This is a genomic window from Polynucleobacter sp. CS-Odin-A6 (genome assembly GCF_018882095.1).
In the GTDB taxonomy this organism is placed as follows: Bacteria; Pseudomonadota; Gammaproteobacteria; order Burkholderiales; family Burkholderiaceae; genus Polynucleobacter.
In genome coordinates this window covers 239,943-252,033 of the sequence record NZ_JACVPD010000002.1, presented here as the reverse complement: position 1 = coordinate 252,033, position 12,091 = coordinate 239,943, and the positions used below count along the sequence as shown (strand labels likewise).

At 45.7% G+C, this 12,091-nt stretch carries 17 protein-coding genes; 10 read left to right on the top strand and 7 right to left on the bottom strand.

The window, feature by feature from the left end; genetic code table 11:
• Positions 1–107: 107 nt before the first annotated feature.
• From ICN15_RS05990 to ICN15_RS05955, 8 genes are all read left to right on the top strand, one after another.
• The gene (locus ICN15_RS05990; RefSeq protein ID WP_216201782.1) at positions 108–428 is read left to right on the top strand and encodes a hypothetical protein; all 321 of its coding nucleotides are present in this window, start codon (positions 108–110) and stop codon (positions 426–428) included.
• Between the two features lie 7 nt (positions 429–435).
• Positions 436–984 (top strand): hypothetical protein, encoded by a 549-nt coding sequence (locus tag ICN15_RS05985; RefSeq protein ID WP_216862802.1) that lies wholly within the window; start codon positions 436–438, stop codon positions 982–984.
• Entirely contained in the window at positions 981–1,310 is a 330-nt protein-coding gene (locus tag ICN15_RS05980; protein WP_216201781.1) for a hypothetical protein, read from the top strand. The genes ICN15_RS05985 and ICN15_RS05980 overlap by 4 nt, the downstream gene beginning before the upstream one ends.
• Positions 1,303–1,881: a Tfp pilus assembly protein FimT/FimU gene (locus ICN15_RS05975; protein WP_255532884.1), complete on the top strand. Its 579-nt coding sequence runs from the start codon at positions 1,303–1,305 to the stop codon at positions 1,879–1,881. Before ICN15_RS05980 ends, ICN15_RS05975 begins: the two co-directional genes overlap by 8 nt.
• 61 nt (positions 1,882–1,942) lie before the next feature.
• Positions 1,943–3,058, top strand: coding sequence for a bifunctional diaminohydroxyphosphoribosylaminopyrimidine deaminase/5-amino-6-(5-phosphoribosylamino)uracil reductase RibD (gene ribD / locus ICN15_RS05970; RefSeq protein ID WP_216201780.1), 1,116 nt, complete (start codon positions 1,943–1,945; stop codon positions 3,056–3,058).
• A gap of 71 nt (positions 3,059–3,129) precedes the next feature.
• Positions 3,130–3,747 carry a riboflavin synthase gene (locus ICN15_RS05965; protein WP_216201779.1) on the top strand — a complete coding sequence of 206 codons (618 nt, stop codon included), beginning with the start codon at positions 3,130–3,132 and terminating at the stop codon, positions 3,745–3,747.
• Between the two features lie 280 nt (positions 3,748–4,027).
• Positions 4,028–4,336 carry a type II toxin-antitoxin system HigB family toxin gene (locus tag ICN15_RS05960; RefSeq protein WP_216201778.1) on the top strand — a complete coding sequence of 103 codons (309 nt, stop codon included), beginning with the start codon at positions 4,028–4,030 and terminating at the stop codon, positions 4,334–4,336.
• Positions 4,333–4,716, top strand: coding sequence for a type II toxin-antitoxin system HigA family antitoxin (locus ICN15_RS05955; RefSeq protein ID WP_216201777.1), 384 nt, complete (start codon positions 4,333–4,335; stop codon positions 4,714–4,716). Before ICN15_RS05960 ends, ICN15_RS05955 begins: the two co-directional genes overlap by 4 nt.
• Positions 4,717–4,741: 25 nt before the next feature.
• On the opposite strand, the gene queC is transcribed toward ICN15_RS05955, so the two are convergent.
• The 7 genes from queC to tolQ form a co-directional block, all read right to left on the bottom strand.
• The gene (queC, locus tag ICN15_RS05950) at positions 4,742–5,482 is read right to left on the bottom strand and encodes a 7-cyano-7-deazaguanine synthase QueC (protein ID WP_216201776.1); all 741 of its coding nucleotides are present in this window, start codon (positions 5,480–5,482) and stop codon (positions 4,742–4,744) included.
• 17 nt (positions 5,483–5,499) lie between these two features.
• The gene (gene ybgF, locus ICN15_RS05945) at positions 5,500–6,231 is read right to left on the bottom strand and encodes a tol-pal system protein YbgF (RefSeq protein WP_216201775.1); all 732 of its coding nucleotides are present in this window, start codon (positions 6,229–6,231) and stop codon (positions 5,500–5,502) included.
• On the bottom strand, positions 6,231–6,731 hold the full coding sequence (pal, locus tag ICN15_RS05940; RefSeq protein ID WP_216201774.1) for a peptidoglycan-associated lipoprotein Pal: 501 nt from the start codon (positions 6,729–6,731) through the stop codon (positions 6,231–6,233). The genes ybgF and pal overlap by 1 nt, the downstream gene beginning before the upstream one ends.
• Positions 6,732–6,849: 118 nt before the next feature.
• Complete coding sequence (tolB, locus tag ICN15_RS05935) at positions 6,850–8,151, bottom strand: Tol-Pal system beta propeller repeat protein TolB (protein ID WP_216201773.1); 1,302 nt, start codon at positions 8,149–8,151, stop codon at positions 6,850–6,852.
• 3 nt (positions 8,152–8,154) lie between these two features.
• Positions 8,155–8,991 (bottom strand): cell envelope integrity protein TolA, encoded by an 837-nt coding sequence (gene tolA, locus ICN15_RS05930; RefSeq protein WP_216201772.1) that lies wholly within the window; start codon positions 8,989–8,991, stop codon positions 8,155–8,157.
• Between the two features lie 19 nt (positions 8,992–9,010).
• Positions 9,011–9,430 carry an ExbD/TolR family protein gene (locus ICN15_RS05925; protein WP_216201771.1) on the bottom strand — a complete coding sequence of 140 codons (420 nt, stop codon included), beginning with the start codon at positions 9,428–9,430 and terminating at the stop codon, positions 9,011–9,013.
• 2 nt (positions 9,431–9,432) lie between these two features.
• On the bottom strand, positions 9,433–10,089 hold the full coding sequence (gene tolQ / locus ICN15_RS05920; RefSeq protein WP_216201770.1) for a protein TolQ: 657 nt from the start codon (positions 10,087–10,089) through the stop codon (positions 9,433–9,435).
• Between the two features lie 64 nt (positions 10,090–10,153).
• On the opposite strand from tolQ, the gene glyA reads away from it, so the two are divergent.
• Both glyA and nrdR read left to right on the top strand, forming a co-directional pair.
• The gene (gene glyA / locus ICN15_RS05915) at positions 10,154–11,398 is read left to right on the top strand and encodes a serine hydroxymethyltransferase (RefSeq protein ID WP_216202070.1); all 1,245 of its coding nucleotides are present in this window, start codon (positions 10,154–10,156) and stop codon (positions 11,396–11,398) included.
• A 39-nt stretch (positions 11,399–11,437) separates the two neighbouring features.
• Positions 11,438–11,884 (top strand): transcriptional regulator NrdR, encoded by a 447-nt coding sequence (gene nrdR / locus ICN15_RS05910; protein ID WP_216201769.1) that lies wholly within the window; start codon positions 11,438–11,440, stop codon positions 11,882–11,884.
• Positions 11,885–12,091 lie beyond the last annotated feature (207 nt).

Genomic DNA, 12,091 nt, shown 5'->3' with positions numbered 1-12,091 from the left:
TATTTTTGGGCTGTATCCCTGGCCCACCAGCCAATATCCAGCATTTCTGACGAGAGCTGTCCATTCAGAAGCATTTTTCCCCCCTGATTCTCCGGAGAAAATGCCCAATGGCCCAATTATTCCTGCAATCTGTACTTAACCCCACATCGCCCACATCGGATCAGGCCAATGGCTTTATCTTGCTTGAAGTTTTGGTGGCGATGAGTTTAGTGGCAAGTAGTTGGATGACCCTAGGCAACACCTATCAACAGATGGTGCTCCGACTAGGTCAGTTACAAGAGCAGAGGGTGCAAATGAAACAAACGTTAGATCAACATGAGCTTGCATTAATCACTCATCAGCCAAGAAAGTCATCACATGAGTCTACTGGAATGTCTCGTCGGTCTCGCCCTATCTCTAGTGCTGGTGGGGCCACTCATCAAAAATAGTGGTGAGATGATCGCAAAGCAGATTCAATATGAAAAAACCCAATCCCTAAATGCAGAAGCCGAGCGCGCATTGGAATTAATTGGACGAGCAATCCGCATGGCTGGGTATCAACACACCCAGTCCTTTATTCGAAACTCCAAACATAAGTCATCACCCAGTGATTCGATTCAAATTCAAAAAAGAGTCGGCTTTAGAGGATCAGATGCTTTGATGGTGAAGCACGAACTTTCTCATGGACTAGATTTTGATTGCATCGGCAACACCTTATCGAAAGAACGTACTAAAAATCATCTAGCACAGCAAGGCTTTCTGGTAGACCGCCAAGCCTCTGTGCCGAAAGGAATGCGCGTCAATGGAGGGTCATTAATCTGTCAGTCACTAGATAAGCGGGGCCATTTACAAAACACCACCTTAATGAATGGCGTCAATCAGCTCTCCATTCAAGAGCTGCCAGGCTTATCTGGTAAGGCCTATAAGGTAAAGCTGGAGATGACAGATGGCGTTTTATTGCACCGAGAATATGAGCGTATCTTTTTTGCTCGCAATCTGTCGTGATTATTGCGTGGGTTTTATCCCTCTTATTATTACTCTCCTCCTTAGTGCATCACTTAGAGCGATTAGCTGCGCTGGAGGTGGTTAGCGTCAGCATTTACCTTAAGTCGCATCAACAATTTATTGCAGCCGAGAAAGCACTGGTTGAATGTGAGCAACATCTATCAAATATTTCTGGACTTGAGAATGCGGCATGCCATATTCAGTCTGCTGGAAAAAATCTTTGGATCATTTCTAGTAAAGAAAAGCCAGTTCTGGAAGTCCTAGTATTTTTAGACGAACAGACAAATCAAGTGACTCGTTTAAATTGGCGCCAACAATTTGAATAAATCCAATGCAAAGTGCTACCTAAAGAATGGCCAGGATGAGGGCGGCAGTTTATTAGAACTCATGGCGGTCGTACTCATCATTGCCATCATTGCAGTAATGACGATACCCTTATTGCACGAACAAATGGCATCCCGGGAAATCGATTTAATTGCGAGACGCTTTATCACTCATGCGCAGTTTGCGCGGGCGCAAGCTTTAACACTGGGTACGCCTGTTCACATTGCTCCGCTCAATGGAAATCTTTGGGATGAGGGCTGGGTTGTCAAAAGTCCGTGCCAAGATCGCCAATTGAAACCCATTTGTGGCGAGCGTTACTGGTTTTCTCAGGGGGATATTAGACCGGTCTATTTCAAGGGTGGTGGCAAGCAATTTATTGATCCTTATACTTCCAGAAGAGGGATTTTATTTAATGCAGCGGGAGCCGCAAAAACAGCTCAAGGGGGATTTGTGGCCAACCGACTGATATTGGGCCATGATCGGGACCCCGCTTTAGAGCGACAGCTGATTTTGGGTAGCGGCGGTCGATGGCGGATCTGTGACCCCCGCAAAGATGCTAGAGCTTGCAGGTAGTACAAGTTAGAACATAGAGGTAAATTTACTGTTCATATCCACAATCGGTTTTAATAGACCCATGTACAGCGCAGTCGACCACCAATTTATGAGCGAGGCTTTGGCCGAGGCTCAAAAAGCCCTTTATTTATCTAACCCCAATCCCCGGGTGGGATGCATCCTCGTTAAGGAGGGGCAGATTATTGGTCGAGGCCATACCCAAAGAGTGGGCGGACCTCACGCCGAGGTTCAAGCCCTAGCGGATGCAAAAGTACAGGGTTTTGATCCTATTGGATCAACGGTATATGTGACTTTAGAGCCCTGTAATCACACAGGTAAAACGCCGCCTTGCGTTGACGCTTTGATTGCCGCTAAGCCCACCAGGGTTGTCGCTGCCATGACAGATCCGAACCCACTGGTAGGCGGAAAAGGGCTCGCGCGTTTAAGGGAAGCTGGTATTGCTGTGGAGTGTGGATTATTAGAGCTTGAAGCTCAGGCACTCAATCGGGGATTTATTTCTAGAATGACTCGAGGTGTGCCTTGGGTACGTATGAAGATTGCCGCCAGCTTAGATGGCAAGACGGCCCTTCCTAATGGAGAGAGTCAGTGGATTACTGGCCCTCTCGCTAGAGCAGATGGCCATCATTGGCGCGCACAAGCCTGCGCCATTTTGACGGGGATGGGGACTGTTAAAGAAGATGACCCCACCTTGAATGTTAGGGAGGTTCGAACAGAGCGCCAGCCCTGGAAAATTATTGTGGATTCCAAGCTAGAGACGCCCCTGAATGCCAAGGTATTAAAAAATCCAGAGGAATCAGGTGTCATCCTCGTTTGCGCTTCATTAGATTCTCAAGAGAGTCAAGAAAAAACAAAGGCATTCGAGGCCAAAGGGATTGAGGTGCTAGTGATGGCTAATAACCATGGCAAAGTCGATCTACCCAAGCTCTTTGCCTATTTAGCCCAAGAGCGTCAAGTGAATGAAATCCATGTTGAATCTGGATTTAAGCTCAATGGATCTTTACTACGAGAGGATTGTGTTGATGAGCTTTTACTCTATTACGCCCCTTTCTTCATGGGCGAGGGAATTGGAATGGCAAACATCTCTCCATTAACAGCTTTGAACCAAGCTCAGAATTGGCAGATCATCGATCACAGTGTGTTTGATCCTGATTTACGCATCCGCCTGATCAAGAAATAACGCAGTAAGAAATGAATTCACTCATCAATTACAGTTGAAGAAATCCTCAAAAAGAAATCAAAGAACCTAATATGTTTACTGGAATCATTACTGCGGTTGGTCAGATTAAGAGTGCGCAAGCAAAGGGCGATGGCTTGCAATTGGTGGTGGAAGTACCATCAGGATATCTTGATGATGTGGTCTTAGGTGACAGCATTGCTATTCAGGGTGCTTGCATGACTGCGACGGAATTAACTAGCAATACCTTTGTTCTGGATATCTCCCGCGAGTCCTTAAACAAAACAGTAGGGCTGGACAAAGTAGGCCCAGTGAATTTAGAAAAAGCGCTGCGATTAAATGATCGTCTAGGCGGTCATTTAGTCAGTGGGCATGTGGACGGTGTTGGCAAGGTGACACACTTTGCCACGGTTGCACAAGATCCCTATGGCTCATGGCTACTGCAGATAGGTACCCCGAAAGCGCTGGCACCCTTTTTAGCCTACAAAGGATCCATTGTGGTGAATGGGGTTTCTTTGACGGTGAATTTAACCGAGGATACAGCTGATGCCTGTGTAGTGAATATCAACATCATTCCTCATACACTTGAGAACACGACATTAGGTCAATTAAAGCAAGGGGATGCAGTCAACCTTGAGGTAGATTTGATTGCTCGTTATGTTGCGCGAATGTTGAGTAAACCTGAGGCCTGATGATTTGGTTTAGAGTTTTGTAGAAGGATGCGATAAGTATCTTCCGGTATAAGATACGCCACAATTTGGCCATACTTAGTAATTGCAAGTGGCTCATCATTTAAAAGTTTGAAAACTTCATCAGCATCATTTCTTAGCCTCGAAAGTGGCACCCTTAGGGATGTTAAATTTGCCTTCATTTTTTAATGATATCGGGCTTGGGATGAATCCAAGACCATGATTTACCTATGGTTTTAAAGCCCTACTGTGAGTAGTCCCAATATGGGACTATAATCAGAGAGTGAGAATAATTTCCAAAAAATACTTAGTTCAATTTTGGGAGTTACATAGGGAGTCAGAGCAACCTTTGAAGGCCTGGTATGACGAAGCGGTTAAGGCTAACTGGCGATGTCCCCAAGACATTAAAGAGCAGTACAGAAGCGCAAGTTTCATAGCAAACAATAGAGTGGTTTTTAATGTCAAAGGAAATGATTACCGTTTAATCGTTGCAATTGCTTATCGTTTTGGGGCGCTATACATAAAATTCATTGGTTCGCACGCAGAGTACGACAGAATTAACGCGAAGACGATTAATATGGAGGAGATATGAAAGAATTAAAGCCGATTCGAAGTGAGGCGGAATACAAGGCTGCATTAGCAGAGGCCTCTTACTTTGTTGACCATGAGCCGCCCCCCAACAGTAAAAAGGGAGATAGATTTGAAATGCTATTACTCTTAATTGAAGCTTATGAAGAAAAGTGTTACCCCATCAATCTTCCGGATCCAATTGAAGCAATTAAATTCCGTATGGAACAAGCTGGCTTAAAACCAAAAGATTTACAACCAATGATTGGTGGATTAAATCGAGTGTATGAAATACTGAATCGCAAAAGACCTTTGACATTAAAAATGATTTGGAATTTGCACACTATGCTGGGTATCCCTGCAGAGAGCTTAATTCAACAGGCAGCTCAGTTGGAAGCAGCTTAAAACTAAATCGGCTAAGCGTTTTTTGTTATTTACTTTGATAACGCGTAGGATCGCTGAGATTAGCTTGTTTAAATCCAACCTGTCGTAAGCGACAGGATTCGCATTCTCCACAAGCTTCGCCTAAGTCATTAGCTTGATAGCAAGAAACGGTTTGTGAGTAATCTACGTCCAAGGTAGTACCCAGCTGGATGATTTCTGCTTTGCTCATGCTGATAATAGGAGCGTGAACCCGAAAGCGATTTTTCTGATTCATTGCCTCTACCCCAGCTTTAGTGGCCAGATTAGCCATTATTTCAAATGAGGCCACATACTCCGGACGGCAGTCTGGATAGCCTGAGTAATCCACGGCATTGGCACCGTAAAAAATATCTAATCCACCCAGTGACTCCGCCCAGCCTAAGCCAAGTGAAAGCAAAATCGTATTGCGAGCCGGTACATAAGTAACCGGAATTTCTTGATCGTTCCCTGGACTGGTTGGTATGGCGATGGAGGAGTCCGTTAAGGCAGATCCGCCAAAACGCGTAAGGTCTAAATTCACCACCTCATGACGTATCACTCCCATTTTCTTAGCGAGATGTTTTGCTGCTGCCAACTCCGAAGAATGACGTTGTCCGTAACTTACGGAGAGAACATAGGGCGCATAACCAAGATCTTTTGCAAGCGCTAGAATTGTGCTCGAATCTAAACCACCCGAAAACAAGATGACTGCAGGATCGTTTGGTTTTCTAGGAGCGATGTGTTGAAATGCAGCTGATAGTGAAGACATTGCAGTAGCTTTATTTCTTACTTGATGGTTGCATTCAGCTGCTGCGCGTCTTTTGCCGCCTCAGTATCGGGATATTTACTAATAATCTCAGAAAAGGTTTTCTTAGCCGCTGCTTTATTACCGCTTTCTAATTGGGCGTTACCCAGCGTCAACATTGCCGATGGAATGCGAGAATGGTTTGGAAAGCGTTTAATTAAACCTTGTAACTGAGCAATGGCGCCAGTGTAATTTTTGTTTGCATACTTACTGTTGCCCCCCCAATAAAGTGCCAGAGGCAAGTAAGGGCTTTGGGAATATTTTCCCGCAAAAGCAGTGAAGCTTTCATCTGCCTTTTTAAGATTGCCAGCTTGAAATGCCTTTAAGGCCTCGTCGTAGGCTTTTTTCTCCCCAGGCTGCACTGTGCCACTAATGCCTTCAATCGTCACGGTACGGGGCTCAAAATTTCCTAAGCGGTTATCCAGATCTTGATAGTAGGTTTTTTGGCTGGTGTTGATATCCTCGCCTTGTTTTTCCAGACTTTCTACCTTGCCGCGCAGCTCTGCATTTTCCGTTTTAAGTCTCTCAATTTGATTTTGTAAATCCATTTGCGTAGTTGCCAAGGATTTACGTAAATCTAAAATTGCCTTACGGGCATCGTCATCAGCAAAGAGTGCCCATGCATTACTGGATAAGCAAAGACAAATTACCGCAGTACTTAAGCAAAACGCTCGTGAGAGCGTTTTGTTAAAAGGATAAGAAAGCTGACGCATTAGTTCGTGATGTAAACAATGTCAGCGCGACGATTTTCTGCCCAGGCTGCTTCGTTATCCCCTTCAGCCTTTGGCTTTTCTTTACCAAAGCTCACGGCTTCCATTTGGTCATCAGATACACCCATTTGGTTTAGTGACTTGCGAACAGCATCTGAACGGCGTTGACCTAAAGCCAAGTTGTACTCTGCGGTACCGCGCTCATCGGTATTGCCTTGAATGATGATCTTCTGCTTCGAATTGGCTTTTAAGAAACTGGCGTGTGCAGACAACTGTTTCTGATATTTGGTCTGAACAGTGTATTCATTTAAATCAAAATACACACTACGTTGAAAGAGTGGGCTACTTGGATCGTTCCATGGTTGGGAGCCAAAGTTACCGCTACCACCACCATTGGCGCTATCAACATCATCTAATTTGACGCTTGAACAAGCTGCCAAAAATAATGCTGTGAGACCTACTAGGGTGAATGTTGCAGCACGGCGGGCGATAACAATCTTCATGATCTTTCCTTTTCCTACAAATGAAGCTATTAAATGAAGCAATAGCCAATATTATGCCCCTAAGAACCCAATATTGGCTAATAAGCCGGAAAGATCTGAGCAGAGTCGGCTGACTGCACTAGTCCATAAATGGACCCCAGGATGGCTGGCGGACATCTGATCCCGGAATGCTCAATACCTGTTTGGAGCTACCATCTATCGATACCGCTGCTAAGACTCTTCGGCCGCCAACTTTTGTGGAATACAAAACATAGCGACCGTTTGCCGCAAAGGATGGGGACTCATCGCTACTACCATCTGTTAAGGCTTGCGAGTCACCAGTAGCTAGGTTCAAGATATAAAGGCGGAAGGTGCCGCCAATATTGGCAATGTATGCCAAATACTTGCCGTCTGGAGATATCCTAGGGGAAGTCACAAAACCTTGCTTAAAAGTAATGCGCTTAGCACTCTCTGCCTGTTCGCCCTCGGCGCTCATACGGTAGATCTGGGGATTGCCACCGCGATCACTTGTGAAATAAATGTAACGACCATCAGCAGAATATTGTGGCTCCGTATCGATCGTACGACCTTGAGTAAGGCGCTTTAAGCCGCCACCATCCGCATTGACACTATAAATTTGGGTGTTGCCATCTTTAGAGAGCGATACCGCTAGTTTTTTACCGTCGGGTGACCAAGCTGGCGCACTATTGTTTCCCTTTTGATTTGAGAGTGAGGTACGCCGACCGGTTGCTAGTTCATGTACATAGATGACAGGCTTGCGATCTTCAAAAGAGACATAAGCCACCTTCTTGCCATCGGGTGACCATGATGGGGAGATGATGGGTTCACCACTGTTCATGGCATTGCGAATGTTTTGACCATCAGCATCAGAGATGACTAAGCGATAACGTTTGCCTTCTTTAATCACATAAGAAAGTCTGGTGGAGAAGATGCCACGCTCTCCCAGCAACTTGAAGATGATGTCATCGGCAATTTTGTGACTTACGGCGCGCAAATTATCGGCGCTGGAATTGAGGTTAAGACCACCCAGACTAATGGATTTACGCACATCAAACAATTTGTAATGAATTTCAAACTGGGATGGCCCAGTTTGAACAACTGAACCCACTACTAAGGCATCTGCACCGCGAGCAGCCCAAGACTTGTAGTTAGGTGTACCTTCATCACTTTCACTAGCATTGCCGTTTTCAGTATTTTTAAAATAACCACTGCGTGCCAAGTCTTGGCGAATGATGTCAGAAATACTGGTGGGTAATTTATTTTCATCTTTAAAGCGCATGACCGCAATGGGGTAAAGAGATTGACCAACGCCGGTGATCTCAATATTCATTTGCGCTGCGGCGGGAGTAGCGAGGGAAAATAACGACAGAGCTACTAGAATGAATGCGAATGAAAAATACTGCTTAGCAACTTGCAACATGCTTTAGTCCTTGGGTTTGAAGGTCAGCTTAACTTCTCTTTGAGGAATCTTGCCATTGTCATCTTTCGGCAGGCTTTCTGCACGAGTTAATGCTAACAATACGGCACGATCCCAGCTGGCATTGCCGCTGGAGGTCAAAATACTGGTTTCTAAAATCGCACCATCGGGTGCGAGATTGACTTTAATCACGGTGGCTGGATTGCCGCTGACGGATTCTGGGTTAAAGACAATCAACGGCTTCACCTTCTTGATGACTTTGTCTGTCCACCCAGGTGGGGCATTGCCACCACCGCCAACACCACTTCCACTGGTACCTCCGCTACCTCCCTCTGCACCAGCTGCAGCACGTAAGCGCGCTAATTGATCTGCACGTACTTTCTCAGCGGCAGCATTGGCTTTCGTTTCTGCTGGGGATGCGGCTTTAGGAGGTTCTACTTTTTTAGGCGCCTCGGTATTTTTGGGTTTTTCCTTTTCCTTCTCCTTAGGCGGAGTTGGCTTGGGTGGGGTCACCGGCTTTGGAATTTCTTTCACTACTTCTTTTTTAGGAGGCTCTTTTTCAACTGGTTTTTTCTTAATGGCGATATCAGCCGCCTCTTCCTTTATCTCGGTTTTGAGTTCAGGAAAAAAAGGCGTTTCTATTGGCGGGTTAGCATCCCACAGCTCAACTTCAACGCCAGCAGGAGTGGAATTATTCCAGCTAATACCGATGACCAAAAAAGCGACTAGACCTAAGTGAGCAGCAAGAGAGAAGCTAAAGGCACGTTTAGTGCTTTCACTTTTAGTCTGGCGACCTCGCTTAAAGGCTGATGAACCGGAGTGAAAAGTTTGGGCGCTATTCATGGGTGCAATACGAAGAGGTCTATTGACTCTTTACAGCTAGGCCAACACGTTTCACACCGTTTTCTTTGAGCTTTGACATCACTTCCATCACTACTTCATATTTGATGGATTTATCAGCAGCTAGCACAACAGGTTGCTCAGCAGATTTTTCTGCTTGTGAGCGAGCAAATGCACCCAGCTCTAATTTATTCAGTGTTTGCACAGGATCGCCATCTTTGCGAACGATGACATTTTCATTGGCATCGATGGTTAAAAATACTGGTGGTAGTGATTGCACTTTTGCACCGCCAACAGTAGGCAAGTTCACTACACCAGGATTGACCATTGGCGCTGTCACCATAAAGATGACGAGCAATACCAACATCACATCAATGTAGGGCACCACATTAATGTCAGACATTGCCCGACGTTTAGAGGATTTTCTGAGGGATCCGGCCATGCTTATTTACCTGAGACTTGGCGTTGCAAGATATTGGTAAATTCTTCAATGAAGGTTTCAAAACGAATTGCTAGCCGATCTACGTCGGTTGCTGCACGGTTGTAGGCAACAACTGCGGGAATCGCAGCAAACAGACCAATCGCGGTGGCGATCAGGGCTTCAGCAATACCCGGTGCTACTGCAGATAGGGTGGCATTCTGGACATTCGCTAGGCCACGGAATGCATGCATGATCCCCCAAACAGTTCCAAAGAGGCCAATATACGGAGACACTGAGCCTACCGAGGCCAGAAATGGCAGATTGGCCTCCAGCATATCCATTTCCCGTTGGTAGGTTGCTTTCATGGCCCGGCGAGCGGCATCAATTTCACGGACTTTCATGAATTCCTGCATGCCGGCTTCAAAGATGTGCTCCAAAACCGCATCGCTGCGGGTATTGCGCTGAGCCGCTTCGAGAAGGGTGCTTAGTTCACCGCCAGACCAAAAGTCGCGCTCAAAACGCTCGGTATCGCGTCTGACGCCCCGCAGGATAGCGGTTTTCTTAAAAATGATGGTCCAGGAGGCCACCGACATACCCATTAATAACACCATTACCAACTGGACTAATAGGCTGGCATTGAGGACTAGGGAGAGAAATGAGAGGTCTTGTGTATGAGTCATGATAAGTTTTTGTATTATGTAAGTTGATTTTACTTAAGCAACTAACTACTTGAGGATTATGACCATGTTTGACCGCCAAAACACCTTAGCCAAAACCGACCCAGAATTATGGGCAGCGGTTCAGAATGAAAATAAACGTCAAGAAGACCATATTGAGCTGATTGCTTCTGAAAACTATGCCTCCCCATCTGTGATGCAGGCGCAGGGCACTCAGTTAACCAATAAGTATGCTGAAGGCTATCCGGGTAAGCGTTACTACGGTGGTTGTGAGTTTGTCGACGTGGCTGAGCAATTGGCGATTGATCGTGTCAAGGCCTTATATGGTGCTGAAGCAGCGAATGTGCAACCGCATTCTGGTGCTTCTGCTAACCAAGCCGTGTTCTTGGCCTTCTTAAAGCCTGGAGACACTTTCTTAGGTATGGGCTTGGCTGAAGGTGGTCACTTGACCCACGGAATGTCACTCAATTTGAGTGGTAAATGGTTTAACCCAATCTCTTACGGCTTGGATAAGAATGAACTGATTGATTACGAGCAAATGGAACGCTTAGCTCGTGAGCACAAGCCAAAAATGATTATTGCTGGCGCATCGGCTTATTCCAGAGAGATTGATTTCGAGCGCATTGGTAAATTATGTAAAGAAGTAGGCGCTATTTTCTTGGTCGATATGGCGCACTATTCAGGTTTGATTGCTGCTGGTGTCTATCCTAATCCAGTACCTCATGCTGACGTGGTTACCTCCACTACCCACAAGAGTTTGCGCGGTCCCCGTGGCGGCATCATCTTGATGAAGGCTGAGCACGAGAAGGCTATTAACTCTGCAGTGTTCCCAGGTTTACAAGGTGGCCCTTTAATGCATGTAATCGCTGCTAAAGCAACTGCATTTAAAGAGGCGCTAGAGCCTAGTTTTGTTGATTATCAAAAGCAAATCATTGCGAACGCAAAAGCCTTGGCTGAAACACTCATCTCACGTGGTTTACGGATTGTGTCTGGTGGAACAGATTCACATGTCATGTTGGTGGATTTACGTGCCAAGAAGTTGACTGGTAAAGAGGCGGAGCGTGTACTAGGTGAAGCCCATATCACTTGTAATAAAAATGGCATCCCTAATGATCCAGAAAAAGCCATGGTAACAAGTGGTATTCGTTTGGGTTCACCAGCGATGACAACGCGTGGCTTTAAAGAAGCGGAAGCCAGACAAGTCGGTAATTTTATTGCGGATGTGTTGGATAATCCTAATGATCCGGAGAATATTGCTAAGGTGCGTGCACAAGTTTCCGAGCTGACTAAGCGCTTCCCGGTTTACGGCTAAGTAATAGGCCATACCCATAGAGCATAAGTAGACCAATCATTGCGTTGCCCTTTTTGCCATAACGACGATACCCAGGTACTAGATACCCGGGTATCGGACGAGGGCGATACGATTCGTCGTCGCCGCCGTTGTGCAAAGTGCGATAAGCGATTTACGACTTACGAGCGAGTAGAGCTCCTTCTCCCAGCCATCGTAAAGAAAAATGGCAGTCGTGTTGACTACAGTCATGACAAGCTCGAAAGCTCCATCAAGCTCGCCTTACGTAAGCGTCCCGTATCCTCTGACTCAGTAGATGAGGCTATCGGCCGTATTGAAGAAAAACTACTAAGTCTGGGTGAAAAAGAAATCCCTAGTGAGCGCGTAGGGGAGTTAGTGATGCGCGAACTCAAGCGCCTAGACAAGGTGGCCTACATCCGCTTTGCATCCGTCTATCGCAGCTTTGCTGATATTGAATCTTTTGAGAGTGCACTCAAAGAGTTAAAGTAAATCATGCGGTGTTAAGGCTATTTGGCTTCCATTTTCTTGGTACCATCTCACCATTAAATACTGCCTTCAATCATCTTCAGAGACTCCTTTAGTTCTCCAGCAATCTACTTATTCAACATTAAAGAGTTGCCCTCAAGATTTCACTAAATAGCTATTTTCATCAGGTGGTCTTTAAGGGTATACTGTAATCAATCGATTACAATTTAC

What these genes read in the sequence shown, in the direction of transcription:
- queC (WP_216201776.1), bottom strand. Translation starts at nt 5,482, where the DNA reads ATGTCTTCACTATCAGCTGCATTTCAACACATCGCTCCTAGAAAACCA.
- tolQ (WP_216201770.1), bottom strand. Translation starts at nt 10,089, where the DNA reads ATGACTCATACACAAGACCTCTCATTTCTCTCCCTAGTCCTCAATGCC.
- tolA (WP_216201772.1), bottom strand. Translation starts at nt 8,991, where the DNA reads ATGAATAGCGCCCAAACTTTTCACTCCGGTTCATCAGCCTTTAAGCGA.
- tolB (WP_216201773.1), bottom strand. Translation starts at nt 8,151, where the DNA reads ATGTTGCAAGTTGCTAAGCAGTATTTTTCATTCGCATTCATTCTAGTA.
- glyA (WP_216202070.1), top strand. Translation starts at nt 10,154, where the DNA reads ATGTTTGACCGCCAAAACACCTTAGCCAAAACCGACCCAGAATTATGG.
- ICN15_RS05965 (WP_216201779.1), top strand. Translation starts at nt 3,130, where the DNA reads ATGTTTACTGGAATCATTACTGCGGTTGGTCAGATTAAGAGTGCGCAA.
- ICN15_RS05990 (WP_216201782.1), top strand. Translation starts at nt 108, where the DNA reads ATGGCCCAATTATTCCTGCAATCTGTACTTAACCCCACATCGCCCACA.
- ribD (WP_216201780.1), top strand. Translation starts at nt 1,943, where the DNA reads ATGTACAGCGCAGTCGACCACCAATTTATGAGCGAGGCTTTGGCCGAG.
- ICN15_RS05925 (WP_216201771.1), bottom strand. Translation starts at nt 9,430, where the DNA reads ATGGCCGGATCCCTCAGAAAATCCTCTAAACGTCGGGCAATGTCTGAC.
- ICN15_RS05955 (WP_216201777.1), top strand. Translation starts at nt 4,333, where the DNA reads ATGAAAGAATTAAAGCCGATTCGAAGTGAGGCGGAATACAAGGCTGCA.
- pal (WP_216201774.1), bottom strand. Translation starts at nt 6,731, where the DNA reads ATGAAGATTGTTATCGCCCGCCGTGCTGCAACATTCACCCTAGTAGGT.
- ybgF (WP_216201775.1), bottom strand. Translation starts at nt 6,231, where the DNA reads ATGCGTCAGCTTTCTTATCCTTTTAACAAAACGCTCTCACGAGCGTTT.
- ICN15_RS05985 (WP_216862802.1), top strand. Translation starts at nt 436, where the DNA reads ATGATCGCAAAGCAGATTCAATATGAAAAAACCCAATCCCTAAATGCA.